The following is a 23,110-nucleotide window of genomic DNA, read 5'->3' on the forward strand; positions in this document are numbered from 1 at the left end:
CTGCCCCCCGTAGACTCGAGTTCTCTCGGCCGGAGGAAGGACACCGCCGGCGATGGGAACGAGCACGCGCCTGGCGCCGCTCTACGACATGTATGCAGAACACCAGGCGATCCGGCGGGCCCTGCACGCCGGACCCCTCCAGTCGCTCAGCGCACGTGAACTCGCGCTCGACCGGCACCCCCTCACGGTCTACCCTCGTCCGCAGCGGCGCGTGCAGGCCTGGGTGCGCTTCGGCCCCGAACCCGTGCGCGTCGATGCGACGCTCATGCGATCGACGCCGACCGCGGCGGGGATCGAGTTCCGCGCGGGCGAGCAGACGTTCCGATGCTGGGTCTGGGGCAACGCCGTCGAGATGGCGGCGGAGGCACCCTGACCGCGGATGCTCCTGCGGCCCTATCGTCGGCCGGACCGCGGAACGGCACGAAAAAGCCCCTGGGTCTCCCTCCTCTCGGATGGGAGCCCCAGGGGCTTCGTCTGCGACAGCGACCTGGTGGAGCTGGGGGGAATCGAACCCCCGTCCAACGCTGAGTCTCCACGCCTTCTCCGGGCGCAGTCTGTGGAAGCGTTCTGCTCGGCTCCGACCTTTGTCACAGACACCTAAGTCGACGAGCCCAGCCTGGGAAGAGTCCCACGTGACGTCCAGACGCCGTCACGCAGCAAGATTCCTAGATGACGCCAGGATCCGTACCGGAATCACATACGGTCTGACGGACTATCGGGCTCGCTTAGGCAGCGAGGGCGAAGTCGTTGCGCTTGGTTTCGGCAACTATTGTTTTGCAGAGAGCGTTTACGAGATAACTCTGCATCCTCGGCCCGCTTCTCGTGGATTCACAGGCGCTGTCGAAACCGATCAGCCCCGTGGTCCTTCTCTCGAAGGAGCCGCTGTCGCACTGTGGAGTTGTTACTGCGGATGCTGCCGCACCCGGCTTCACAGGATACAACGAGCGAGCACCCACTGTCATTCCCGGGCCGCGAGCCCCGTCGCTCGGCTCAGGAAGACGCGGCGGTGCTGGCGTAGAGTCGGCCCATGAGCGATGTCACCGTCACCGTCCGCGGCGAGCACGAGGCGCGGGTCGCGCCCGAGCGCGCCACCGTCCGTGTCAGCGTGCGCGCCGACGGCCCGGACCGCACTGCAGTCGTCGACACGGTCCTGCGGCTCGCCGAGCCGGTGCGCGAGAGCATCACCGCACGAGCGGAGGCGGCATCCGTCGTCGAGTGGTCGAGCACCCGGCTGTCCGTGCGCGCGGAGCGTCCGTGGAACAACGAGGGCCGGCGTCTGGCCCCCGTCTACTACGCGAGCATCGATTTCACGGCGACGTTCACCGAGGCGTCCGAGCTCTCGATCTGGGTCTCCGACGTCTCGGTGTGGGACGGCGTCGAGATCGGATGGATCGACTGGCACCTCACCCCCGAGACCCGCTCCCGGATCGAACGGGAGGTCGCAGCGGCCGCCGTGGGTGTCGCCGTCACCCGTGCGGAGGCGTACGCGAGCGCCCTGGGGCTGCACACCGTGACCCCGCTCGAGATCGCCGACGTCGGGCTGATCTCGCACGGGGATGCCGCAGCCCCCGCGCCGATGCTGAAGGCGCGCGGGGCCGCGTTCGCGATGGCGGACTCGTCCCCCGGCATGGAGTTCGAGCCTGAGGACATCACGGTGTCGGCCACCGTAGAGGGGCGCTTCGTCGCCCGCTGACCGTCGCCGATCAGTCGGAGTAGGGCGCCAGGTCCGCCGCCAGGCGTTCCGAGACCCGGGCGTGCACAGCCGTGCCCGCCTCCTGATGGTCCACGGAGAGCAGCATGCCCGTCTCGTGGATCGCGGCGACCAGATCACCCCGGTCGTAGGGAACCACGGCTCGCACCTCGATGGCGGGCTGGGGCAGAGACGCTTCGATGGCGGCGCGGAGCTCGGCGATGCCCTCACCCGATCGCGACGACACGAAGTGCGCGTGCGGCTCCAGACCGCGCAGCACGAGGCGCTCATCCTCATCGATCAGATCGGCCTTGTTGAAGACCACGAGCTCCGGCATGTCGCGGACGCCCACGTCTCCCATGACGTCTCGCACGGTCTGCAGCTGCCCGGCCGGATCGGGATGGGATCCGTCCACCACGTGCAGCACGACGTCGGCATCGCCGACCTCTTCGAGCGTCGAACGGAAGGCCTCGACGAGCTGGTGCGGCAGGTTGCGCACGAAACCGACCGTGTCGGTGAGCGTATACACGCGTCCGTCGGACGTCTCGGACCGCCGGACGGTCGCGTCGAGAGTGGCGAACAGCGCGTTCTCGACGAGGACCCCGGCGCTGGTCAGCGCGTTGAGCAGACTCGACTTGCCCGCGTTCGTGTAGCCGGCGATCGCCACCGAGGGGATCGTGTTGCGGCGGCGCTCCGCGCGCTTCGCCTCGCGCGCCGGTCCGAAGTCTCGGATCTGGCGGCGCAGCAGGGCCATCTTGGTGCGGATGCGGCGACGATCGAGCTCGATCTTCGTCTCACCAGGACCACGCGAACCCATGCCCGCCCCTCCGGCGCCGACCTGGCCACCGGCCTGGCGGCTCATCGACTCGCCCCACCCGCGCAGACGGGGAAGGAGGTACTCGAGCTGTGCGAGCTCGACCTGGGCCTTGCCTTCGCGGCTCTTCGCGTGCTGACTGAAGATGTCGAGGATCACGGTGGTCCGGTCGATGACCTTCACCTTCACCACGTCCTCCAGCGCGCGGCGCTGGCTGGGAGCGAGCTCGGTGTCGGCGATGACGGTGTCGGCGCCGACCGCGGCGACGATGTCCTTGAGCTCCTGCGCCTTGCCGCGACCGAGGTACGTGGCGGCATCCGGGTGCGGGCGGCGCTGGAGCACTCCGTCGAGCACGACCGCTCCGGCCGTCTCGGCGAGGGCGGCCAGCTCGCGCAGCGAGTTCTCCGCGTCCTCCTGAGCGCCCTGCGGGTACACGCCCACGAGCACCACGTTCTCGAGACGGAGCTGCCGGTACTCGACCTCGGTAACGTCCTCGAGCTCGGTCGAGAGTCCGCCGACCCGCCGCAGCGCGTGCCGGTCCTCGAGGTCCCACTGCTGACCGTCCGCGGCACCATGCGCTGCCGTCGAGTCGTCCTGGAGTGCCTGGGCTGAGCCGAAGACACGCACGTCGGTCCGACTGTCCGCGTGGGCGAGCACTCGATCCAGTGCGTCGCCGTCTTCGTGCTGAGTGGTGCTGTCCGTCATCCGTCCCTGTCTCTTGCTTCTGTTCGAGCCTTAACCTTAGCCCCCGGTCTCCGGTACGCTCACCGTATGGGGTCTGACCACTACTTCACTGCGGCCCCGGCCAGTCCAGAGAACCTGCGTTCGATCCGTGTGTCGCTCGCAGGGCGTGAGCTGGACGTCACCACCGCGGGTGGCGTGTTCAGCCCGGATCGCCTGGACGCCGGAACCGCGGTGCTCCTCGCGAACATGCCCCCGGTGCCGCCGGGCGGCCATCTTCTCGACCTCGGCAGCGGCTGGGGCCCGATCACCCTGTCGATGGCCCTCGCCGCACCGCACGCGACCGTGTGGGCGGTCGATGTGAACGAGCGAGCCCTCGACCTCGTCCGTCGCAACGCCTCGGATCTCGGCCTCTCCAATGTCAACGCCGTCCTGCCCGCAGATGTTCCCGAAGAGGTGACGTTCCGCACGATCCGCTCGAACCCGCCGATCCGCGTGGGCAAGAACGTCCTGCACGATCTGCTCGAGGCGTGGATCCCGCGTCTGGACGAGCGCAGCGACGCGTGGCTCGTGGTGCAGCGCAATCTCGGAGCGGATTCCCTGCAGCGCTGGATCGGCGCGACCTTCCAGCCCGGGTACAGCGTGTTCCGCACGGCGACGAGCAAGGGCTACCGGGTGCTCAAGGTCCGCAGGCACGGGTCACTCCCGACCGAGCCCATCCGCATCGACTGACGCGGATCCGGTTCAGGCGAGTTCCACCTCGCCGTGGAACGAGAGCTGCGCGGGTCCGGCGAGAGCGACGTGCTCGCCGTCTTCCGCCGCGAACATACGCACCGCGAGCGTCCCTCCGGGAACCTGTACGCGCCAGTGATCCGGGGCCTGCTCCCCTGCCCAGTGCCGCACCGCCAAGGCGGTGGCGGCCACGCCGGTTCCGCAGCTCAAGGTCTCGCCGACGCCCCGCTCGAAGACGCGCATCGAGACGTGGCCGACGCCGTCGCGGATGAGCGGTTCGCTTGGCACGACGAACTCCACGTTCGCCCCCGCCGGAGGCGCGGGCTCGAGAAGCGGCGCGCGGTGCAGATCGAGCAGACCCAGCTCCGCGTCGGATGCCACCGCGACGACCACGTGCGGATTCCCCACGTCGATGCCGAGTCCGGGGCGAGTGACCGACAGGCCGCTGGCGGTCACCAGCGGCTCGTCGGCCGAGAGGCGCCACCGTCCGAGATCCACCTGGTAGCCCGTCTCGCTGCTCGTCACATCGCGCACACCGGCACGCGTGCCGATCGGGAGGGTGGAGCCCGGCTCGATCACGGCCAGACCTGCCCAGACCAGATAGTGCGCGAAGACGCGGATGCCGTTCCCGCACATCTCGGCGATCGAGCCGTCCGAGTTCCGGTAGTCCATGAACCACTCGGCGTCCGGCTCCTCGGCCAGTGCCGCCGCGCCTTCCGGGATCGCACGTGAGCGCACGACGCGGAGGACCCCGTCGGCGCCGATCCCGAAGTGCCGGTCGCACAGGGCGGCGACCTGCGGAGCCGTCAGATCCAGGGCCCCGTCCGGGTCGGCGATGATGACGAAGTCGTTGCCGGTTCCGTGACCCTTGGTGAATGCGACCATCACCTCAGTCTAGGAGGGCGACGAGGCCGAGATGACGCGGTAGTGGCTGCAGAGGAAGTCGCGGTTGCGAGCGATCTCGACGAGCTCGAGGTCGAGTGCACGCGGCAGCAGCGGGGCTCCCGAGCCCAGGGTCACCGGAGCGAACTGGATCCACACCTCATCGAGCAGCCCGGCATCCGCGAACTGGCCCGCCAGATCGCCCCCGCCGACGATCCAGACGTTTTTCTCGCCGGCCGCGGCTCGCATCTGCGCGTGCACGTCGACGATGTCGTCGGCGGCGAAGCGGATGTCGGCGCCGTCCAGCACGGGCAGGCTCCGATGCGTGAAGACCCATGTCGGCTGCTCGTACGGCCAGGGCTCGTCCTTCTGCTCGCGCAGCAGCCACTCGTACGTCGACGCGCCCATCGCGAGGGCGCCGATGCGCTGTTCGAAGGCCGGATACGCCATGGGTCCTTCGGGATCGAAGTCCTGCTTCATGAGCCAGGCGAGCGAGTGCTCGGTCGTCGCGATGAACCCGTCGAGGCTGGAGGCGGTGTAATAGTGGGTCGTCATGGCCCCAGGGTGCCAGCGACCGCCGACATTCGACTAGCCCTCGATCAGCTCGTCCACGTCGATCGGATGCCGCCACCACTCGAGGGAAGGATAGCGCTTGAACCACGAGACCTGTCGCCGGGCGTAGCGGCGGGTGAGGGCCTGGGTCTCGGCGATCGCCTCCCGTTCGCTCAGGAGCCCGGTCAGCTGTCCCAGAGCCTGGGCGTAGCCGATCGCTCTGCGGGCCGTCGCTCCGCTCTCGAGGCCCTGCGCACGGAGGTCGGCGACCTCGTCGACGATTCCCGCCGCCCACATCCTCTCGACCCGTGCGTCAAGCCGCGCCACGAGCTCCGCCCGGTCGACGTGCACCCCGATCAGTCGGGTACGCGGCTGCCAGAGCACGGGCTCGCTAGGGAGCGCGGCGCCATGGGTCGCGCTCCCCTGCGCGAGCACCTCCAGCGCCCGGACGATGCGTCGCCCGTTCTTCGGGTCGATGCGCTCGGCGGTCTCCGGGTCCGCAGCACGGAGCCGCTCGAGCAGAGCCGACGCACCGTGCTCCTCGAGCTCCGCCTCCAATCGGGCGCGGACGGCGTGATCGCGCGGCGGGAAGCGGAAGTCGAACACCACGCTGGAGACGTACAGCCCGGATCCGCCGACGAGGATGGCGTCGCCTCCACGAGCCTGGATATCGCGGACCGCCGCTCGCGCTGCGGGCTGGAACCACGCGACCGCGGCCTCCTGCGTGACGTCGAGCACGTCGAGGAGGTGATGCGGGACGCTTCGGCGTTCCGAGGCAGACAGCTTGGCCGTTCCGATGTCCATCCCGCGGTAGAGCTGCATGGCATCGGCGTTGACGATCTCCGCCGGATTCCCGCGTGCGCGAAGACGCTCCGCCAGGTCGAGCGCGAGGTCGCTCTTGCCGGTGCCCGTGGCGCCGACCACCGCCCAGAGACGAGAGGTCTCCGAGCCGGGGATCTCGACGGCCCCGCTCACACTCCGACGCGGAGGGTGGGCAGCCCGAGCGACACCGCGCGCGAACCTCCCGGAGCGGACGGCGCAGGAACCGCGCAGGACTCGGCCTGCGCGCGATCCCAGGCGTCTCCGCCGCGCGTGCGCCGGATGCGGAGCGGTGTGCCCGTAGGGTCGTCCGCCAGGAGGTGGAAGGGCGCCGCGTGCGTGACGGTGACCGTCACCACGTCGCCCGGGCGGGGAAGGTCCGACCCCGGGGTCACTTCGAAGTGCACCAGCCGGTTGTCTTCGGCGCGGCCCGTGAGACGGTGCGTCTCGGCATCCTTCTTGCCTTCCCCCGTCGAGACCAGGACCTCGACCTCGCGGCCGACCTGCTTCTGATTCTCCTCGAGCGAGATGCGCTCCTGCAGCGCGATGAGACGGTCGTAGCGCTCCTGGACCACCGCCTTCGGAACCTGGTCCTCCATGGTCGCGGCGGGGGTGCCCTCCCGGATGGAGTACTGGAAGGTGAACGCGCCGGAGAAGCGCGACTGTTCGACGACGCGCATCGTGTCTTCGAAATCCTCGTCGGTCTCCCCGGGGAATCCGACGATGATGTCGGTGGTGATCGCGGCGTCCGGCATCCGCTGCCGCACGCGCTCGAGGATCCCCAGGAACCTCTCGCTCCGGTAGGACCGCCGCATCGCCTTGAGGATGCGGTCACTCCCCGACTGCAGCGGCATGTGCAGCTGGGGCATGACGTTGGGGGTCTCGGCCATCGCATCGATGACGTCGTCCGTGAACGCCGCGGGATGGGGGCTCGTGAAGCGGATGCGCTCGAGGCCGTCGATCTCGCCGGCGGCACGCAGCAGCTTGCTGAAGGCCTGCCGATCTCCGAACTCGACGCCGTACGAGTTCACGTTCTGCCCCAGGAGCGTGACCTCGATCGCGCCGTCCTCGACGAGCAGCCGGATCTCGTTCAGGATGTCGCCGGGGCGCCGATCCTTCTCCTTGCCGCGCAGGCTGGGCACGATGCAGAACGTGCAGGTGTTGTTGCAGCCGACGGAGATCGACACCCAACCGCTGTGCGCGGCATCGCGCTTGGTCGGCAGCGTGGACGGGAAGACCTCGAGGGATTCGAGGATCTCGAGTTCGGCGTCGCCGTTGTGCCGTGCCCGCTCGAGGAGACCGGGCAGGGACCCCATGTTGTGCGTTCCGAACACGACGTCGACCCAGGGCGCCTTATCGATGACCGTCTGCTTGTCCATCTGCGCGAGGCACCCGCCGACGGCGATCTGCATGCCGTCCTTCCGCCGCTTCACCGCCGCCAGCTGCCCGAGGGTGCCGTAGAGCTTCCCCGCCGCGTTGTCTCGGACGGCGCAGGTGTTGATGATGACGACGTCGGCCTCGGTGCCCGCTTCGGCGCGCACGTACCCTGCACTCTCGAGCGAGCCGGAGAGCCGCTCCGAATCGTGCACGTTCATCTGGCACCCGAACGTGCGGACCTCGTAGGAGCGCTGCCGCCCGTCGACGTCGATCGCTGCCGACGAGGCGCCGATGATCGTCGGTTCACTGCGCGGAATAGTCATGATGCTCCATTGTACGAGCGCGGGATCGGTCGCCTCACGAACGGTCAGTCGGAGTCGACGAAGCGCACGCCGGTCCGCCCCGAACCGAACGATGCTTCCGTCAACGCCGTCTTGGCGGCGTTCATCGCGACCGAACCGCCGTAGCCTCGGCGCGACAGCTGACCGACCAGGCGGCGTAGGGCGGTGTCGTGATCGAGTCTCGTCAACGACCGCGCTTTCGTCCTCGCGTACTCCAGCGCTCGTTCCGCGTCGTCGTCGGGCAGCTCATCCAGGGCTGCCCCCGCCACCTCGCGGGGGATGCCCCGCTGCGCGAGGGCTCGGGACAGAGCGACACGCCCCTGCCCTTTCCGCTCGATCCCTGCCGTGACCAATGCCTGGGCGAGGGACTCGTCATCCAGATAGCCGCGGCGCAGGAAGTCGTCGATCACGTCGTCGACGTCGGGCCCGCCGAGGCCCTGCGTTCGCAGGACCTGACGCGCCTCCGACACCGAGAGCTGGCGCGTGCGGAGCTTTCGGACCAGTGCCTCCTCGGCCGCTGCGCGCAGCTCCTCGGGGTCGCGAGCAGCCGGATCTCCGTCCTCTCCCTCGCTCGCCGCGGAAGAAACTCCCTGCAGTGCGCGCAGAGGCGGGATCCCCATCTCGCCCTTGGCGCCGCGAGCGGGGTGACGCGAGATCGGAGAGCCGGAGCGCTCCGTGCGACCCGATCCGCGGTCCGGTGAGGACGGGCCATCAGCGGCGACCGGTGCGGTGGAGCGCCCTAAGCCCGCCGACGAGTCGACATGGCGTGCGTCGACCTCGTTCCGTGTGTCTTTCGGGGCCACCGTCGACGGCGAGACGGAACCTGGACTGGCGGCACGCGCCGATTTGCCGAAGAGGGGGATGACCGGGGCGAGCCGCTCGGAATCGCGCGGCCCGCCCCCGTTCTCACCTGTCATGGTCAAGCCGGGCGACGCTCGGCGAGCTCATCGGCCGGAGCGGCCGCTGCCGGTCCGCCGATACCGAGCTTCTGCTTGATCTGAGTCTCGATGGCGAGAGCGACATCCGTGTTCTTGAGGAGGAACGTCCGTGCGTTCTCCTTCCCCTGTCCGAGCTGGTCGCCGTCGTAGGTGTACCAGGAACCCGACTTCTTGACGATGCCGTGCTCGACGCCGAAGTCGATCAGGCTTCCCTCGCGAGAGATGCCCACGCCGTACAGGATGTCGAACTCCGCCTGCTTGAAGGGCGGCGCCATCTTGTTCTTGACGATCTTCACCCGGGTACGGTTACCCACCGCGTCGGTCCCGTCCTTCAGGGTCTCGATACGACGGATGTCGATGCGGACCGAGGCGTAGAACTTCAGAGCCTTACCACCGGCCGTGGTCTCCGGCGAGCCGAAGAAGACGCCGATCTTCTCGCGCAGCTGGTTGATGAAGATCATCGTGGTGTTGGTCTGGTTCAGGCCACCGGTGAGCTTTCGCAGCGCCTGCGACATCAGACGGGCCTGGAGACCGACGTGAGAATCACCCATCTCACCCTCGATCTCTGCACGGGGCACGAGGGCCGCGACGGAGTCGATGACGATCAGGTCGATCGCCCCGGAGCGGACGAGCATGTCGGCGATCTCGAGCGCCTGCTCACCGGTGTCGGGCTGGGAGACGAGCAGGGCGTCGATGTCGACGCCGAGCTTGGCGGCGTAGTCAGGATCGAGCGCGTGCTCCGCGTCGATGAACGCCGCGATGCCGCCCGCGCGCTGGGCGTTGGCGATCGCGTGCAGGGTGAGGGTGGTCTTACCGGAGGACTCCGGTCCGTAGATCTCGACGATACGACCACGCGGCAGACCGCCGACGCCGAGCGCGACGTCGAGGGCGATGGAGCCGGTCGGAATGACGGCGACAGGAGCGCGCTCGTCGCTGCCGAGCCGCATCACGGATCCTTTTCCGAACTGGCGGTCGATCTGGGCGAGAGCGGTCTCGAGGGACTTCTCGCGGTCGGCGGGAGATGGCATGTCGTGCTCCTAATGCTCGCGTGGTGCCGCCTGTAGGCTGTCGCGGCGCTCCCGGCTGGGAGCAACTCTCCGACAAGGCGTATGGCTCAGCGGCCATGTCTTCACCGTACGAGGGGCCTCCGACATTGCGAGGAGGTATCCGCGAGAAGTGGAGAAATCGGTCGTTCGAACCACTGTGCAGAACACTACGCCGATATCGAACACATCTTCGACGACACGCCGAACCTGCCGCAGTCCCATGCCGTCGGTTCGAAACCTTGGACGATCAGCGCCTGCGCGGTTCCAACCGTCCGACGCCATGCCGACGCGATTCCGGGACGTCCATCTCCTCGCACAGCGCCAGCCAGATGTCGCGGGGCGGAGCGCCGTCCGACAGCGCCACCTTCGCCGTGCGCCCCTCGAGAGCCGTCAGGACGAGGTCTTCGAGAAGGGCGGACGAGCGCCCGGGGAACTCCGCTTCGACGGCGCGGAGGAACTCACTACGACGCATCCGCAACCATCGGCTCGCGTCAGTGCAGAGACAGCTCGGGCTCGACCGAGGCGACCAGATCGTCGGGAACGACGTCGGGGAACACCTGGATGCCCTCGAGGACGGAGATGCGATCCCCCACCTCGCGCATGATCGTCGAGATCGGGATGTCGAGGGCATCGGCAACCGAGGCGAGGATCTCGCTCGACGCCTCCTTCTGCCCGCGCTCGACCTCGCTCAGGTAGCCGAGCGCCACGGAGGCCTTGCTCGCGACCTGACGAAGGGTGCGCCCCTTCTGCAGCCGGAAGTCCCTCAGCACATCGCCGATTTCCTGTCGTACAAGAATCATCGGAACCTCCTCCCCGATCTGTCGGTCGGGGTCTCCCCCGTTGGGATGGCCAGTATAACCTCGCCGACCTTCACACAATCTACCCTTGCACTCTGTGGTTTGAATGTGAGCACGAATGTTACAACCGCGGTGTCGGCCGGGCTATTCCTCGAGCGCGCAGACGAGCAGCTCGACCGCCGCGTCGACGGTGCGTGCGCGGATCTCCGCCCGGTCGCCCTCGAAGAGATGCGCGGCGCTGAGCAGACGCCCCGGGAGCGCGAGGCCGATGTGCACCGTGCCCACAGGCTGCCCGTCGGGTGAGCCGGGGCCGGCGATCCCCGTCGTCGACACGCCGACGTCGGCATCCGCCCCGTCCACGCGCACCGCTCTGCGGACACCGTCCGCCATCTGACGGGCGACCTCGGCATGCACCGGCCCGTGCTGACGCAGCAGTTCCGCATCCACTCGGAGCAGCGAGTGCTTCACGGGCGTCGCGTACGCGACCACGGCTCCGAGGAACACCGTCGAGGCACCCGGCACCGACACGAACTCGGCGCTCAGGCTCCCGCCGGTGAGGGATTCGGCGACGCCCAGCGTCCACCCTCGGCGTCGAAGCTCGTTCACCGCCGACCGGGCGGCGCTCATGGCTGGGCCCGACGGCCCCGCATCTGGGCGGCGACATAGTCGATGCCGCTCGCGATCGTCAGCACGAGCGCCGCGATCATGAGCACGGCGGTCACAAGGGTCCACAGCGGGATGCCGATGAGCACGTGGAGCGGCAGCAGCGCCCACGAGAGGGCCACCGCCTGCACGGCGGTCTTGAGCTTGCCCATCCAGGCCGCGGCGACGACGTGCTCCTTGACGACGATCAGGCGGTGCACCGTGATTCCCCACTCGCGCACCAGGATGACCGCGACGATCCACCAGGACACCTCGCCGAGCACGGCGAGACCGATGAAACCCGCTCCCGTGAGCAGCTTGTCCGCGATCGGATCCCAGAGCTTCCCGAAGTCGCTCACGATGTCGTGACGACGGGCCAGATAGCCGTCGACCCAGTCCGTCGAGATCGCGAGCACGAAGAGCGCTCCGGCGACCCAGCGCAGGCCGATGTCGGGGATTCCGTACGTCCCGCCGAGGAGCAGGAGGACGAGGAAGACCATAGCGAGAGGGATCCGCGCGATCGTGATCGCGTTCGGCAGTTGACGCGGGATCGCCATCAGTCGCGCCCCGTCAGTCCCCAGGCGTCTTCATCGCCCTCCGCCTCCACGACCGGCAGGTTCTGGAACTGCGCCTCCACGGGATCCGCTGCGGGAGCGTGCGCAGTCGCGGCGGATGCCGACGGGGCGGCAGCGGCGTCGTCTCCGCGGAGCTTCGCCATGACGCCGGGCAGCTGTTCGGCCGTCACGAGCACGTCCCTCGCCTTCGAGCCCTCGGACGGCCCGACGATCTCTCGGGATTCGAGCAGATCCATCAAGCGACCGGCCTTGGCGAATCCGACCCGCAGCTTCCGCTGCAGCATCGACGTCGAGCCGAACTGGGTCGACACCACGAGCTCGGCCGCCGCGAGCAGCAGTTCGAGGTCGTCGCCGATGTCTTCGTCGACCTCCTTCTTGCGCGGCTCGATCGCCTCCTGCACGTCGGCGCGGTACTCCGGCCGCGCTTGACGGGTGACGTGCTTGACGACCGCGTCGATCTCCTTCTCGTCGACCCAGGCACCCTGGAGGCGGAACGGCTTGGACGAGCCCATCGGCGAGAACAGGGCGTCTCCCTGGCCGATCAGCTTGTCCGCCCCGGGGCTGTCGAGGATGACCCGGCTGTCGGTGACGCTGGTGACGGCGAAGGCGAGTCGCGAGGGCACGTTCGCCTTGATGAGTCCGGTGACGACGTCGACGCTCGGCCGCTGCGTCGCGAGGACGAGGTGGATCCCGGACGCGCGCGCCAGCTGCGTGATCCGGACGATCGAGTCCTCGACGTCGCGCGGCGCGACCATCATCAGGTCGGCCAGCTCGTCGACGACCACGAGCAGGTAGGGATACGGCTTGAGCACCCGCTCGCTGCCGACCGGCACCTCGACCTCGCCGGCGCGTACCGCCCGGTTGAAATCGTCGATGTGGCGGAACCCGAAGGACGCGAGGTCGTCGTACCGCATGTCCATCTCCTTCACGACCCACTGCAGCGCTTCGGCGGCCTTCTTGGGGTTCGTGATGATGGGCGTGATGAGGTGCGGCACGCCGGCGTAGCTGGTCAGCTCGACGCGCTTGGGGTCGATGAGGACCATGCGCACGTCGGACGGCCGCGCCCGCATGAGCAGGCTGGTGATCATCGAGTTGACGAAGCTGGACTTTCCGGATCCGGTCGAACCGGCCACGAGGAGATGGGGCATCTTCGCGAGGTTCGCCGTGACGAAGTTGCCGCCCACGTCCTTGCCGACCCCGATCGTGAGGGGATGGCTGCTCTTGAGCGCGGCCTGGGATCGCAGGACGTCGCCGAGGGCGACGGTCTCACGGTCGGTGTTGGGAATCTCGATGCCGATGGCGCTCTTTCCGGGGATCGGCGAGAGGATGCGCACGTCGTTGGAGGCCACGGCGTAGGCGAAGTTGTTGCTCAGCTGGAGGATCTTCTCGACCTTGACGCCGTGCCCGACCTCGACCTCGTACTGCGTGACCGTCGGCCCGCGGGAGAACCCGGTGACCTTCGCATCGACGTTGAACTGGCTGAGGACGTTCGTGATCTGCTCGACGATGCGGTCGTTGGCCTCGGAGCGCGCGACCGAGGGCGGCCCCGCGGCCAGCACACCGGGCGACGGCAGCACGTAGGGCGCTACCGGGGCCTGCGGCCCGCGATCTCCGGGGCCCTCGGTCCCGAACCCGTCGAGGCCCGGGAGCTCGGGCATCTCGCCCGTGTCCGACTCGTCGTCGAGGAGCGCGGTCGTGCGCTGCTCCGCCAGGCCGTCGGTGACGGGCCGCACCTCCGACAGCACCTCTGTGGCGGCGTCATAGGGATCGGCCACGACCACGGCCTGGTCGTACGCCGGCGTGCTGTCGGCCGTCGATAGCAGGGCCGTGATGTCGTCCGAACCGAGCGTGCCCTCGTCGGGGTCCTCTTCTCGACCGGTCTTGTTGCGCCGCCACCAGGGCAGCACATCCTCGGCCGGGTCGTCTTCCGCAGCGGTGTCCTCGACCTTCTGGGGAGTCGCGCGCTCGGCGTCGAACATCCAGGCGTAGAGGTCGCCGAGCCGGGCTCCGATGCGGTTCGGCGGGGTCTTCGTGAGGATCAGGATGCTGAGCGCGGCGAGGAGCCCCAGGACGACATAGGCGAGGATCGGCGTCACGAGAGCGAGGGGCTCCCCCACCAGCCATCCGAAGACCCCGCCGGCCTCGCTGAGTGCGGGCATGCCCATGCGCGGGTGCGCGCGGGTCACGACCCCTGCGGCGTCGGCGCCTCCGGCGGCCACGTGGCAGAAGCCGGCGAGGGCGAGCACGAGCAGGCCGAATCCGATCCCGATGCGGCCGTTGTCGTGCACCGAGGAGGGGTGGCGGAAGAGCCAGCCGGCCAGCAGCAGCAGCAGGACGGGCATGACGAACGCGAGCCGGCCGACGAGCCCCCCGACCGAGAAGGCGCTGATGTTGGCCGCGACCTCGTTGCCGATGAAGAACCACTCGTCGACCGCGCCGGCGACGGCGAGCAGCACCAGCAGGAACGGGAAGCCGTCGCGACGGTCTTCCTTGGCGAGGTTCTCGGGGCCGAACGCGCGGAAGAGCCCGCCGACGGCGTGGGCCAAGCCCATCCACGCGCGTGCCGCGATCGGCGGCTTGTCGTCTTCGTCGATGTACTTCTTCGGCGCAGGCGCGGCTTTGGATGCCGTCTGCCGCTTGGGGCGGGACGGTGCGCTCTCCGCAGCGCGCGAGGACTTGGTGGTACTCCTGGCCATGCCCTCACGTTACGCCGGGGAGCGGACATCGCCCCGCAATGACGCGGCTTTCCGCCGATGTGCGCCGGTCAGGCCTCGATGACCAGCGGAACGATCATCGGGCGCCGGCGCAGCTTCTGGTTCACCCAGCGGCCGATCGTGCGCCGGACGACCTGCGAGAGCGCGTGCGTGTCCCGCACGCCGTTCCCCGACGCCTCCTTGAGGGCGGCGACGATCTTCGGCGCCACGTCGTCGAACACGGAGTCGTCCTCGGCCACACCGCGCGCGTGGATCTCCGGACCGGAGATGATGCGTCCGGTCGCGGCATCCACCACCACGATCACCGAGATGAAGCCCTCCTCGCCGAGGATCCGGCGGTCCTTGAGGTCCGCGTCCGTGATCTCGCCGACGGTCGATCCGTCGACGTACACGAAGCCGAGGTCGAGCTGGCCGGCGACACGGGCGGAGCCGTCCCGGAGGTCGATGACCGTGCCGTTGGAGGCGATGATCGTGCGCTCCTCGGCGATCCCGGTGTCCTGCGCCAGCTTCGCGTTGGCGATGAGGTGACGGTACTCGCCGTGCACCGGCAGCACGTTCTTCGGCTTCAGGATGTTGTAGCAGTACAGCAGCTCGCCCGCCGCCGCGTGGCCCGAGACGTGCACCTTCGCGTTCGCCTTGTGCACGACGTTCGCGCCGAGCTTGGTCAGACCGTCGATCACCCGGTAGACCGCGTTCTCGTTGCCCGGGATGAGGCTCGACGCCAGGATGACGGTGTCGCCCTCGCTGACCTCGATCGCGTGGTCCAGGTTCGCCATCCGGCTGAGGACGGCCATCGGCTCGCCCTGCGATCCGGTCGACATGTAGACGATCTGCTCGTCCGGCAGGTCGCGTGCCTTCTTGAAGTCGATCAGCACGCCCGCCGGCACCTTCAGATAGCCCAGCTGCTCGGCGATCGTCATGTTGCGCACCATGCTGCGGCCGAGGAACGCGACGCGGCGGCCGTGCGTGTGGGCGGCGTCGATGACCTGCTGCACCCGGTGCACGTGACTCGAGAAGCTGGCGACGATCACGCGGCGCGGAGCCCTGCCGATGACCTGGTCGAGCACCGGGCCGATCGAGCGCTCGGTCGGCGTGAAGCCCGGCACGTCCGCATTGGTGGAGTCGACGAGAAACAGGTCGACGCCCTCCTCCCCCAGACGCGAGAACGCACGCAGGTCGGTGATGCGGCCGTCGAGCGGAAGCTGATCCATCTTGAAGTCGCCGGTCGCGAGCACCAGTCCGGCCGGAGTGCGGATGGCGACCGCGAGCGCGTCGGGGATCGAGTGATTGACGGCCACGAACTCGAGGTCGAATGGGCCGACCCGCTCCTGCTGCCCCTCCTTCACGGTGAGGGTGAACGCCTTGATGCGGTGCTCCTTGAGCTTCGCCTCGACCAGCGCGAGGGTCAGGCCCGATCCGATCAGGGGAATGTCGCTCTTCAGGCGGAGCAGGTAGGGCACCGCGCCGATGTGGTCCTCGTGCCCGTGTGTGAGCACCACGCCGACGATGTCGTCGAGCCGATCGCGGAGGGGCTCGAAGTCCGGGAGGATCAGGTCGACACCGGGCTGGTGCTCCTCGGGGAAGAGCACGCCGCAGTCCACGATGAGGATCTTGCCGTCGTACTCGAACATCGTCATGTTCCGGCCGATCTCACCGAGACCGCCGATGGGGATGACCCGGAGCGTCCCCTCGTCGAGAGCGGACGGTTCTGCCAGGGGGATGGACATGCTGTCTCCTCAGTCGGACACTCCGCGCGTCCGTTCGTTCGTGGGGACGCGGCTCAGCGCGTCGTGCCGTGCACCTTGGGCAGGGCGCCGCCGGCGGCCGCGTTGCGGTCGGGGCGGAAGTTCGAGAAATCGGCGCCGGGCACGCCCGAGACGAGGTCGAGCTCTTCCTCGATGAGGGCGGCCTCCCACTCCTCCGGGCCCACCAGCGGCAGACGGACGCGGGGACTCGAGATGCGTCCGAGACCGTGCAGGATGTACTTCGCCGCGACCGTTCCCGGGACGTGCGTCATCACGGCGCGCACGAGCGGCTCGAGGCGCTTGTGCTCCGCGGTCGCGGCGGCGAGATCGCCGCGGTTCACCGCGTCGACAATGGTCCGGTAGGGCGTCGCGGCGATGTTCGCGGTGACGCCGATGAGTCCCGACGCGCCGATCGCGAGATGCGGGAGCACGTTCGCGTCGTCTCCGGAGAAGTACATCAGGTCGGTCTGGTTCAGCACGCGGCTGACCTCGGAGAAGTCGCCCTTCGCGTCTTTCACGGCGAGGATGTTCGGGTGCTTGGCCAGCCGCAGGAGCGTCTCGTACCGGATGGGGACGCCCGTGCGACCGGGGATGTCGTACAGGATCACCGGCAGGTTGGTGGCGTCGGCCACCAGCCGGAAGTGTGTGAGGATCCCGGCCTGGGTCGGCTTGTTGTAGTACGGCGTGACGATCATGATGCCGTCGGCGCCGGCCTTCTCGCTGGCCTTGTAGAGCTCGATCGCGTGGGCCGTCTCGTTGGAGCCGCCACCCGTGATGATCTTGGCCCGACCGGCGGAGACGGACTTGCCCACCTCGACGAGCTTGAGCTTCTCGGGGTCCGTCAGCGTGGACGTCTCCCCCGTCGTGCCGGTCACGACGACGCCGTCCGCACCCGCGGTGATGACGTCGTCGATGTGCTTCTCGACCGCGGGCCAGTCGACTTCGCCGTCGGCCGTCATCGGAGTGACGAGCGCGACGAGAACCTGTCCGAAGGGGTTGCCCGAGTGCGTCATGCACCCAGCGTATCGCCTCGACTGCCGCCCACGAGGACGCCGGGTGTCGTCCCGTAGGCTTCGACCATGACGTGGGTCACACACGGATCGCGCAGGGTCTATGACAACGCCTGGATCGAAGTACGCGAGGACCGCATCACCGGCCCCGCCGGCGACGGCATCTACGGCGTCGTCGCCATGCGGCACCCCGCGGTCTTCGTCGTGGCGGTGGACGACGAGGAGCGGGTCTGCCTGATCACGCTCGACCGGTACACCACCGGCCGGTCCATCGAGGTGCCCGCCGGCGGGAGCGACGGCGAGACGCCGGTTCTCGCGGCGCGCCGCGAGCTCCTCGAGGAGACCGGCGTCCGAGCGACGGAATGGACGGAGCTCGGCGTCATGCACGCCCTCAACGGGATCGCCGAGGCGGAGGAGCACGTCTTCCTCGCCCGCGGGCTGACCGTGCCGGACGCGCGCGCCTCGCGGTCTCAGGCAGAGGAAGGCATCGACGCGGTCGCGTGGGTGCCGCTCCCGGAGGTGTGGGACATGATCGCGGACGGCAGGATCACCGACGGCGAGACGATCGCGGCGCTCCTGTTCGCCGGCATCCGCCTGGGGCGCGTGCGCTGAGCGCCGTCACACCCGCCCGCGGCGAGCGATCCGCGACGTGAGCGACGCGGGCAGGACTCGTGCGAGCGCGACGATGCCCTTGTAGCGCCACGACGGGATCGAGACCGCACGACCGCGGGCGGCGTCGCGGAGTCCTTGCCGGACCACCTCGCGCGCATCCAGCCACATGAACGGCGGCACGCCCTCGCGTCCGGGCTCGAGACCCATGCGCTCGTGGAAGCTTGTGTGCGTGAACCCGGGGCAGAGGGCCGTCACGGTCACGCCGTCCGCCGCGTACTCGCGCGTGGCCCAGCGGCTGAACTGGATCAGCCAGCCCTTGCAGGCCGAGTAGGTCGACCGCGAGATGAACCCGGCTACGGAGGCGACGTTCACGATGCGGCCGCCGCGGCCGCGCATGGTCTGCAGCGCCGCGTGCATGAGACGCATCGATGCCTCCACGTGCACGCGCAGGTGCCGGACCTCGTCATCGATCGGGTTGTCGGCGAACTGGAGCGGCAGCCCGAATCCCGCGTTGTTCACGAGCAGGTCGATCGGATCCCCGGCATCCCGCAGCCGCTCGGCAACCCTCTCCACGCCCTCGTCATCGGACAGGTCGGCGGGGAGGATCTCGACGGCCACGCCGTACTCGCCGCGCAGCCGTGCGGCGAGCTCCTCGAGGGCGTCGGCCGATCGCGCGACGAGGACGAGATCGGCGCTGCGGCGCGCGAGCTGGCGCGCGAACTCCGCGCCCAGCCCCGCGCTGGCTCCGGTGATGAGTGCGGTGGGCATCAGCGCTCGTACCCCAGGAAGCGATAGCGGATGCCGGAGCGCGACGTCTCCCAATCCCCCTCGTCGACGAGCCTCCAGCCCGTCTTCGGCGGTGCGAACGCGTCTCCGTCGACCCGGAGGTCGAGCTCGGTCACCTCGAGCCGATCGGCGTCGCCGATCACCTGCCGGAAGATCTCGGCACCGCCGATGATCCACACCCGGTCCTTGCCGCGCACCGCCTCGCTGACGGTCGCGGCACGACGCGCGCCGTCCGCCGTCCAGTCCTGCTGGCGGGTGACGACGATGTTCTCCCGGCCGGGGAGGGGGCGGAAGCGCTCGGGCAACGAGTCCCAGGTCTTGCGGCCCATCACCACGGGTGAGCCGACCGTGACCTCCTTGAAGTGGGCCAGGTCCTCGGGCACGTGCCACGGCATGCCGCCCTCGGCGCCGATCACGCCGCCGTCGGCCTCCGCCCAGATCAAACCGACCCAGGTCATACCGCCACCGCCGCCCGGATGGGGGCGTGGTGCTGATACCCCTCGACGACCAGATCGTCGTAGCGGTAGTCGAGGATCGACTCCGGCTTCCGGGCGAACCGGAGCACGGGGTACGGATACGGCTCGCGGGAGAGCTGCTCGGTGACCTGCTCGACGTGGTTGTCGTAGATGTGGCAGTCGCCGCCGGTCCAGACGAAGTCGCCGGGCTCGAGACCCACCTGCTGGGCGACCATGAGGGTGAGGAGCGCGTAGGAGGCGATGTTGAACGGCACGCCGAGGAACATGTCGGCGCTGCGCTGGTAGAGCTGGCAGGAGAGCTTGCCGTCGGCGACGTAGAACTGGAAGAGCGCGTGGCAGGGCGCCAGGGCCATCTCGGGGATGTCGGCGGGGTTCCAGGCAGAGACGATGAGCCTGCGGGAGTCCGGCGAGCGGCGGATCTGCTCGATGACCTCGCTCAGCTGATCGATGCTCCGCCCGTCCGGCGCCGGCCACGACCGCCACTGCACGCCGTACACCGGCCCGAGCTCGCCGGACTCGTCGGCCCACTCGTCCCAGATCGTGACGCCGTTCTCCTGCAGCCACCGCACGTTGGAGTCGCCGCGGAGGAACCAGAGGAGCTCGTAGGCGATCGACTTGAAGTGCACCCGCTTGGTGGTGATGAGCGGGAAGCCCTGCGAGAGATCGAAACGGATCTGCCTGCCGAAGACGCTGCGTGTGCCGGTTCCCGTGCGGTCGGACTTGTGCGTGCCCGTCTCGAGGACATCGCGGAGCAGATCTTCGTACGGCGTCGGAACGGCTTCGCTCATGACAGCCACGATACCTTCCCCGTCCGACGCGCGGGCGGAGGGCGACGCCGTCGCCGTGGTGCCCGTCATGCTCCGAAACATGCGGTCCGCGCCCTGGGTGCGCGGGCGACGCTGGTCCAGTTCAGCACCGAGACATGCACGCGATGCCCGCAGGTGCGCAGACTGCTCCGCGCGTACGCCGATGACGACGACGGTCTGGTCCATCTGGAGATCGACCTGACCCGGCGCCCGGATCTCTCGGCCCGCTATCGCATCCTGCAGACTCCCACGACCTTCCTCGTCGACCGCCGCGGAGACGTCCGCGCACGATTCCACGGCGTACCGCAGCGTCGGGAGCTCGTCGCGGCAGTCACCGCCCTCCGAGCCACCGCAGGAGTCCTCATGCCACATCCGCCGGCATCGATTCCCGCCCCCTGGGCCGTGCTGTAGCGACGCGTCATCCGCCCCCGGCTCGCGCCGCCGACGGAGCTCGAGGATCCCCGTCCGCCGCGCTTCGCGCAGGGAGTGGGACTGTTCGTCGTCGGAATCGGTCTGGCCCTGCACCTGATCGGGGTGCCGTGGGCGCTTCCCGTCGCGACGGCCGCCGCGTTCCTCGCCGCCTTCCTGAACGCCGCGATCGGCCTGTGCTGGGATGCCAGCTGTATCTGCTCCTTCAGCGCGTCGGGCTCGCGGGACGCCCGCGAGCGGCGTAGGCGCTGCGGTTCCGCCGCCGGGGAGGTCTCGCTAGGCTGACCGGAACGCGACGCTGCGCCCCCGCAGCGCGAGAACCGGAGGAATCATGCCCGTCACCAGCGAAGCAGCCACCACCTGGACCGGATCTCTCGCGGAGGGTTCCGGGACCGTGTCCTTCTCCTCCTCGCATCTCGGCACCTTCCCGATCGACTGGAAGGCCCGGAGCGAGGGAAGCGACACCACGACCACGCCCGAGGAACTGATCGCGGCAGCCCACGCGTCCTGCTTCAGCATGGCGCTGTCGCACGCGCTCAGCGAGAACGGCACTCCCCCGGAGCGCGTGAACACGACCGCATCCGTGACGTTCCGACCCGGCGTCGGCATCACGGGCAGTCACCTCAACGTCAACGCCGCCGTGCCCGGGCTCTCCGCCGAGGCGTTCCAGACGATCGCGGAGGAGGCCAAGACCGGCTGCCCCGTCTCGCAGGCGCTCGCCGGCATCGAGATCACGTTCGAGGCGAGCCTGGCCTGAGGCGCCTCATCCGCGCGCGAGGCGGATCGCCTCGCGGATGCTGGCGCGCGCATCCTTCCGGCGTCCCGAGGCGTCCTGAACGACTCCCAGGCGGAAACGCGCACGCCAGTCGGTCGGGGCGGCGTCCGCGGCGGCGGCGTACCGCTGGATGAGGGGGTCGGCGTCAGCCCGCGCGATACGACCGCTCGGAGTCAGCTCCGTCTCGGCCTGGGGCATCCCGCCCTCGGCATCCAGCTGGCGGCCGAGACGGTCCGCAGCGAACCCGAACTGCATCTCCCTCACGAGCGCCCAGGCCCCGATCAGCGGCATGACGAGCAGCGCGGTGCCGATCCCGATCGCCACGGGCTCGCCGGTGGTCAGCATGAGCACGGCGCGCTGACCCACGACCACGAGATACAGGGCGAGGCAGAGCCCCATGACGCCGACGCCGATGCGGGAGGTCATGAGCGGATGCCGATGTCGATCATGCTCTCGAGCCCGACGATGACGCCCACCGCATCGCGGGCGAAGGGCACGGCCAGGCGGATGCCGGGAGCATAGGCGAGCGCGGGCTCGACGGTGTCGTGGGTGAAAGTGAGGGACTCCCCCGGACCCGCGAGGATCACGTCCTGCTTCGCGATGACCCCGGGTCGGCGCAGCGAATGGATCGGCACGCTGCCCACCTGCTGTCCCCGCGCCCGTTGATCTGCGTGGGGAGCGCGGACGGGACCGAGGTCGGATCGGGCGGCGGCGATCAGCTCCGCCGTGCGCACCGCAGTTCCGCTCGGGGAATCGACCTTGCTCTCGCGGTGCGCCTCGACGATCTCCGCGGAGTCGAAGAAGGGTGCAGCCGCCGCTGCGAGGGCGGAACCGAGCACGGAACCGAGCGAGAAGTTCGGGATGAACACGGCCCCCGTACCCGCGGCGTCGACGAGCGAGCGGATGAGCGCGATGCGCTCGGCCGACCAGCCCGAGGTCGCGACGAGGACGTTGATGCCCTGCTCGGCCGCGTGCCGCACCACGTCGATGCTCACCTGCGGCGTGGATGCGTCGATGACGAGGTCGGCGCCGTCCAGCTCGGACAGCGAGCTCGACGAGGTGAGGATGCGAGCGACCTCGAAGCCGTCGAGCTCGTCGACGACGGCGTGGATGATGCCTCCGAGCTTGCCGGTACCGCCGACGAGTGCAACCTGCGTGGTCATCTTCCCAGTCTATTGAGCGCTCCGGTCGCCCCGGAACACGGCGGCTCGCTCGTCACACCGGGATCGCGTCCGGGATGCCCGTGCGCAGCTCGACCGGGAGGTGACCGGTGTCGTTGTGATTGAGCAGCGTCCAGGGACGGCCCTGCTTCTGGGCGATCACCGTGAGTCCGCAGTGCGCCTGGTTGAGCGTCATCCAGCGCCACTCGGGCGCGCCGAGCACCTCGCGCACGAACCAGGAGATGACGAAGTTGTGCGTGATGAGGACCTCGTGGACCTCGCCCGTCTTGCGCACGAGGAACTCGTTCACGGCATCCGCCATCTGGGCGCGACCCGCCTCGATCTCGGCCTCGGTCACGGCGCCGAAGAAGGGCTCGAACGCCGCCGGGGTCTCCTCGGTCATGCCGGTGGGCACGCAGTCGAACAGCAACGACGTCGGCTTGGGGTCGACGGACGGGAGCCGACCGGCGATGGCGCGCGCGGTCTCATTGGCCCGCAGCAGCGGCGAATGCCACACGGCGTCCAGCGGAAGCCCCGACAGCCGATCGGCGATCAGTTCCGCCTGGCGCTGCCCGCGCGGGGAGAGGGGTCCGTCGGCGAGGCCGTGCTCGGCATCCTGATGTTCGCCGTGCCTGACCAGATAGATGTAGTGCGTCACAACTCGCTCGCTTCATCGCCAGCGTTCGCCGGGCGTTCGTCCCTCCACCCTAT

At 69.2% G+C, this 23,110-nt stretch carries 25 protein-coding genes, 1 other RNA gene and 2 pseudogenes; 7 read left to right on the plus strand and 21 right to left on the minus strand.

Annotation, left to right across the window (positions count from 1 at the left end; translation table 11 throughout):
* Positions 1–52: 52 nt before the first annotated feature.
* Entirely contained in the window at positions 53–373 is a 321-nt protein-coding gene (locus AB3M82_RS01855) for a hypothetical protein (protein WP_412955274.1), read from the plus strand.
* A 115-nt stretch (positions 374–488) separates the two neighbouring features.
* On the opposite strand, the gene ssrA is transcribed toward AB3M82_RS01855, so the two are convergent.
* Positions 489–858: a transfer-messenger RNA gene (gene ssrA / locus AB3M82_RS01860) on the minus strand.
* A 169-nt stretch (positions 859–1,027) separates the two neighbouring features.
* On the opposite strand from ssrA, the gene AB3M82_RS01865 reads away from it, so the two are divergent.
* Entirely contained in the window at positions 1,028–1,693 is a 666-nt protein-coding gene (locus AB3M82_RS01865) for an SIMPL domain-containing protein (protein ID WP_412955276.1), read from the plus strand.
* A gap of 10 nt (positions 1,694–1,703) precedes the next feature.
* Here AB3M82_RS01865 and hflX read toward each other — a convergent pair whose 3' ends face one another.
* Complete coding sequence (gene hflX, locus AB3M82_RS01870) at positions 1,704–3,032, minus strand: GTPase HflX (protein ID WP_412957985.1); 1,329 nt, start codon at positions 3,030–3,032, stop codon at positions 1,704–1,706.
* Positions 3,033–3,275: 243 nt separating this feature from the next.
* Between hflX and AB3M82_RS01875 the strand changes: the two genes are divergently transcribed.
* On the plus strand, positions 3,276–3,917 hold the full coding sequence (locus AB3M82_RS01875; protein ID WP_412955278.1) for a class I SAM-dependent methyltransferase: 642 nt from the start codon (positions 3,276–3,278) through the stop codon (positions 3,915–3,917).
* 12 nt (positions 3,918–3,929) lie between these two features.
* On the opposite strand, the gene dapF is transcribed toward AB3M82_RS01875, so the two are convergent.
* The 13 genes from dapF to dapA all read right to left on the minus strand — a co-directional run bounded on the left by dapF (position 3,930) and on the right by dapA (position 17,358).
* A complete protein-coding gene (gene dapF / locus AB3M82_RS01880; RefSeq protein ID WP_412955280.1) occupies positions 3,930–4,802 on the minus strand; it encodes a diaminopimelate epimerase in 873 nt (290 codons plus the stop codon).
* A gap of 9 nt (positions 4,803–4,811) precedes the next feature.
* Positions 4,812–5,354 (minus strand): dihydrofolate reductase family protein, encoded by a 543-nt coding sequence (locus AB3M82_RS01885; RefSeq protein ID WP_412955282.1) that lies wholly within the window; start codon positions 5,352–5,354, stop codon positions 4,812–4,814.
* Between the two features lie 33 nt (positions 5,355–5,387).
* Positions 5,388–6,326: a tRNA (adenosine(37)-N6)-dimethylallyltransferase MiaA gene (miaA, locus tag AB3M82_RS01890; protein WP_412955284.1), complete on the minus strand. Its 939-nt coding sequence runs from the start codon at positions 6,324–6,326 to the stop codon at positions 5,388–5,390.
* Positions 6,323–7,870 (minus strand): tRNA (N6-isopentenyl adenosine(37)-C2)-methylthiotransferase MiaB, encoded by a 1,548-nt coding sequence (gene miaB, locus AB3M82_RS01895; protein ID WP_412955286.1) that lies wholly within the window; start codon positions 7,868–7,870, stop codon positions 6,323–6,325. The genes miaA and miaB overlap by 4 nt, the downstream gene beginning before the upstream one ends.
* Before the next feature lie 44 nt (positions 7,871–7,914).
* On the minus strand, positions 7,915–8,508 hold the full coding sequence (locus AB3M82_RS01900; protein ID WP_412955288.1) for a regulatory protein RecX: 594 nt from the start codon (positions 8,506–8,508) through the stop codon (positions 7,915–7,917).
* A gap of 299 nt (positions 8,509–8,807) precedes the next feature.
* Positions 8,808–9,854, minus strand: a complete 1,047-nt coding sequence (gene recA, locus AB3M82_RS01905; RefSeq protein ID WP_412955290.1) for a recombinase RecA — start codon at positions 9,852–9,854, stop codon at positions 8,808–8,810.
* Between the two features lie 265 nt (positions 9,855–10,119).
* Positions 10,120–10,344 carry a DUF3046 domain-containing protein gene (locus AB3M82_RS01910; protein WP_412955291.1) on the minus strand — a complete coding sequence of 75 codons (225 nt, stop codon included), beginning with the start codon at positions 10,342–10,344 and terminating at the stop codon, positions 10,120–10,122.
* Between the two features lie 19 nt (positions 10,345–10,363).
* Positions 10,364–10,672 carry a helix-turn-helix domain-containing protein gene (locus AB3M82_RS01915; RefSeq protein WP_412955293.1) on the minus strand — a complete coding sequence of 103 codons (309 nt, stop codon included), beginning with the start codon at positions 10,670–10,672 and terminating at the stop codon, positions 10,364–10,366.
* Between the two features lie 141 nt (positions 10,673–10,813).
* Positions 10,814–11,296, minus strand: a complete 483-nt coding sequence (locus AB3M82_RS01920; protein WP_412955294.1) for a CinA family protein — start codon at positions 11,294–11,296, stop codon at positions 10,814–10,816.
* Positions 11,293–11,868, minus strand: coding sequence for a CDP-diacylglycerol--glycerol-3-phosphate 3-phosphatidyltransferase (pgsA, locus tag AB3M82_RS01925; protein ID WP_412955296.1), 576 nt, complete (start codon positions 11,866–11,868; stop codon positions 11,293–11,295). The genes AB3M82_RS01920 and pgsA overlap by 4 nt, the downstream gene beginning before the upstream one ends.
* Positions 11,868–14,582: a DNA translocase FtsK gene (locus AB3M82_RS01930; RefSeq protein WP_412955298.1), complete on the minus strand. Its 2,715-nt coding sequence runs from the start codon at positions 14,580–14,582 to the stop codon at positions 11,868–11,870. The genes pgsA and AB3M82_RS01930 overlap by 1 nt, the downstream gene beginning before the upstream one ends.
* A 68-nt stretch (positions 14,583–14,650) precedes the next feature.
* Positions 14,651–16,327: a ribonuclease J gene (locus tag AB3M82_RS01935; RefSeq protein ID WP_412955299.1), complete on the minus strand. Its 1,677-nt coding sequence runs from the start codon at positions 16,325–16,327 to the stop codon at positions 14,651–14,653.
* Positions 16,328–16,380: 53 nt separating this feature from the next.
* Complete coding sequence (gene dapA, locus AB3M82_RS01940) at positions 16,381–17,358, minus strand: 4-hydroxy-tetrahydrodipicolinate synthase (protein WP_412955301.1); 978 nt, start codon at positions 17,356–17,358, stop codon at positions 16,381–16,383.
* Between the two features lie 66 nt (positions 17,359–17,424).
* Here dapA and AB3M82_RS01945 point away from each other — a divergent pair, with 66 nt between their 5' ends.
* A complete protein-coding gene (locus AB3M82_RS01945; protein WP_412955303.1) occupies positions 17,425–17,967 on the plus strand; it encodes an NUDIX domain-containing protein in 543 nt (180 codons plus the stop codon).
* Between the two features lie 6 nt (positions 17,968–17,973).
* On the opposite strand, the gene AB3M82_RS01950 is transcribed toward AB3M82_RS01945, so the two are convergent.
* Genes AB3M82_RS01950 through AB3M82_RS01960 form a run of 3 tightly spaced genes read right to left on the minus strand, consistent with a single transcriptional unit; the run spans position 17,974 to position 20,017 of the window.
* Positions 17,974–18,735 carry an SDR family NAD(P)-dependent oxidoreductase gene (locus AB3M82_RS01950; RefSeq protein ID WP_412955305.1) on the minus strand — a complete coding sequence of 254 codons (762 nt, stop codon included), beginning with the start codon at positions 18,733–18,735 and terminating at the stop codon, positions 17,974–17,976.
* Positions 18,735–19,211 carry a dihydrofolate reductase gene (locus tag AB3M82_RS01955; protein WP_412955306.1) on the minus strand — a complete coding sequence of 159 codons (477 nt, stop codon included), beginning with the start codon at positions 19,209–19,211 and terminating at the stop codon, positions 18,735–18,737. Before AB3M82_RS01955 ends, AB3M82_RS01950 begins: the two co-directional genes overlap by 1 nt.
* Complete coding sequence (locus AB3M82_RS01960; RefSeq protein ID WP_412955307.1) at positions 19,208–20,017, minus strand: thymidylate synthase; 810 nt, start codon at positions 20,015–20,017, stop codon at positions 19,208–19,210. Before AB3M82_RS01960 ends, AB3M82_RS01955 begins: the two co-directional genes overlap by 4 nt.
* 153 nt (positions 20,018–20,170) lie before the next feature.
* Between AB3M82_RS01960 and AB3M82_RS01965 the strand changes: the two are divergent.
* From AB3M82_RS01965 to AB3M82_RS01975, 3 genes and pseudogenes are all read left to right on the plus strand, one after another.
* A pseudogene (locus AB3M82_RS01965) lies at positions 20,171–20,311 on the plus strand (thioredoxin domain-containing protein); the annotation flags it as partial.
* 42 nt (positions 20,312–20,353) lie between these two features.
* Positions 20,354–20,709 (plus strand): annotated as a pseudogene (locus tag AB3M82_RS01970) (DUF4395 domain-containing protein); the annotation flags it as partial.
* Between the two features lie 86 nt (positions 20,710–20,795).
* Positions 20,796–21,221: an OsmC family peroxiredoxin gene (locus AB3M82_RS01975; RefSeq protein ID WP_412955308.1), complete on the plus strand. Its 426-nt coding sequence runs from the start codon at positions 20,796–20,798 to the stop codon at positions 21,219–21,221.
* A 6-nt stretch (positions 21,222–21,227) separates the two neighbouring features.
* Here AB3M82_RS01975 and AB3M82_RS01980 read toward each other — a convergent pair whose 3' ends face one another.
* Genes AB3M82_RS01980 through AB3M82_RS01990 form a run of 3 tightly spaced genes read right to left on the minus strand, consistent with a single transcriptional unit; the run spans position 21,228 to position 23,057 of the window.
* Positions 21,228–21,665, minus strand: a complete 438-nt coding sequence (locus tag AB3M82_RS01980; protein WP_412955309.1) for a hypothetical protein — start codon at positions 21,663–21,665, stop codon at positions 21,228–21,230.
* The gene (gene dapB, locus AB3M82_RS01985; RefSeq protein ID WP_412955310.1) at positions 21,662–22,402 is read right to left on the minus strand and encodes a 4-hydroxy-tetrahydrodipicolinate reductase; all 741 of its coding nucleotides are present in this window, start codon (positions 22,400–22,402) and stop codon (positions 21,662–21,664) included. The genes AB3M82_RS01980 and dapB overlap by 4 nt, the downstream gene beginning before the upstream one ends.
* Before the next feature lie 52 nt (positions 22,403–22,454).
* Positions 22,455–23,057 (minus strand): histidine phosphatase family protein, encoded by a 603-nt coding sequence (locus tag AB3M82_RS01990; RefSeq protein ID WP_412955311.1) that lies wholly within the window; start codon positions 23,055–23,057, stop codon positions 22,455–22,457.
* Positions 23,058–23,110 lie beyond the last annotated feature (53 nt).

The organism is Microbacterium californiense, from assembly GCF_047246625.1.
GTDB lineage: Bacteria > Actinomycetota > Actinomycetes > Actinomycetales > Microbacteriaceae > Microbacterium.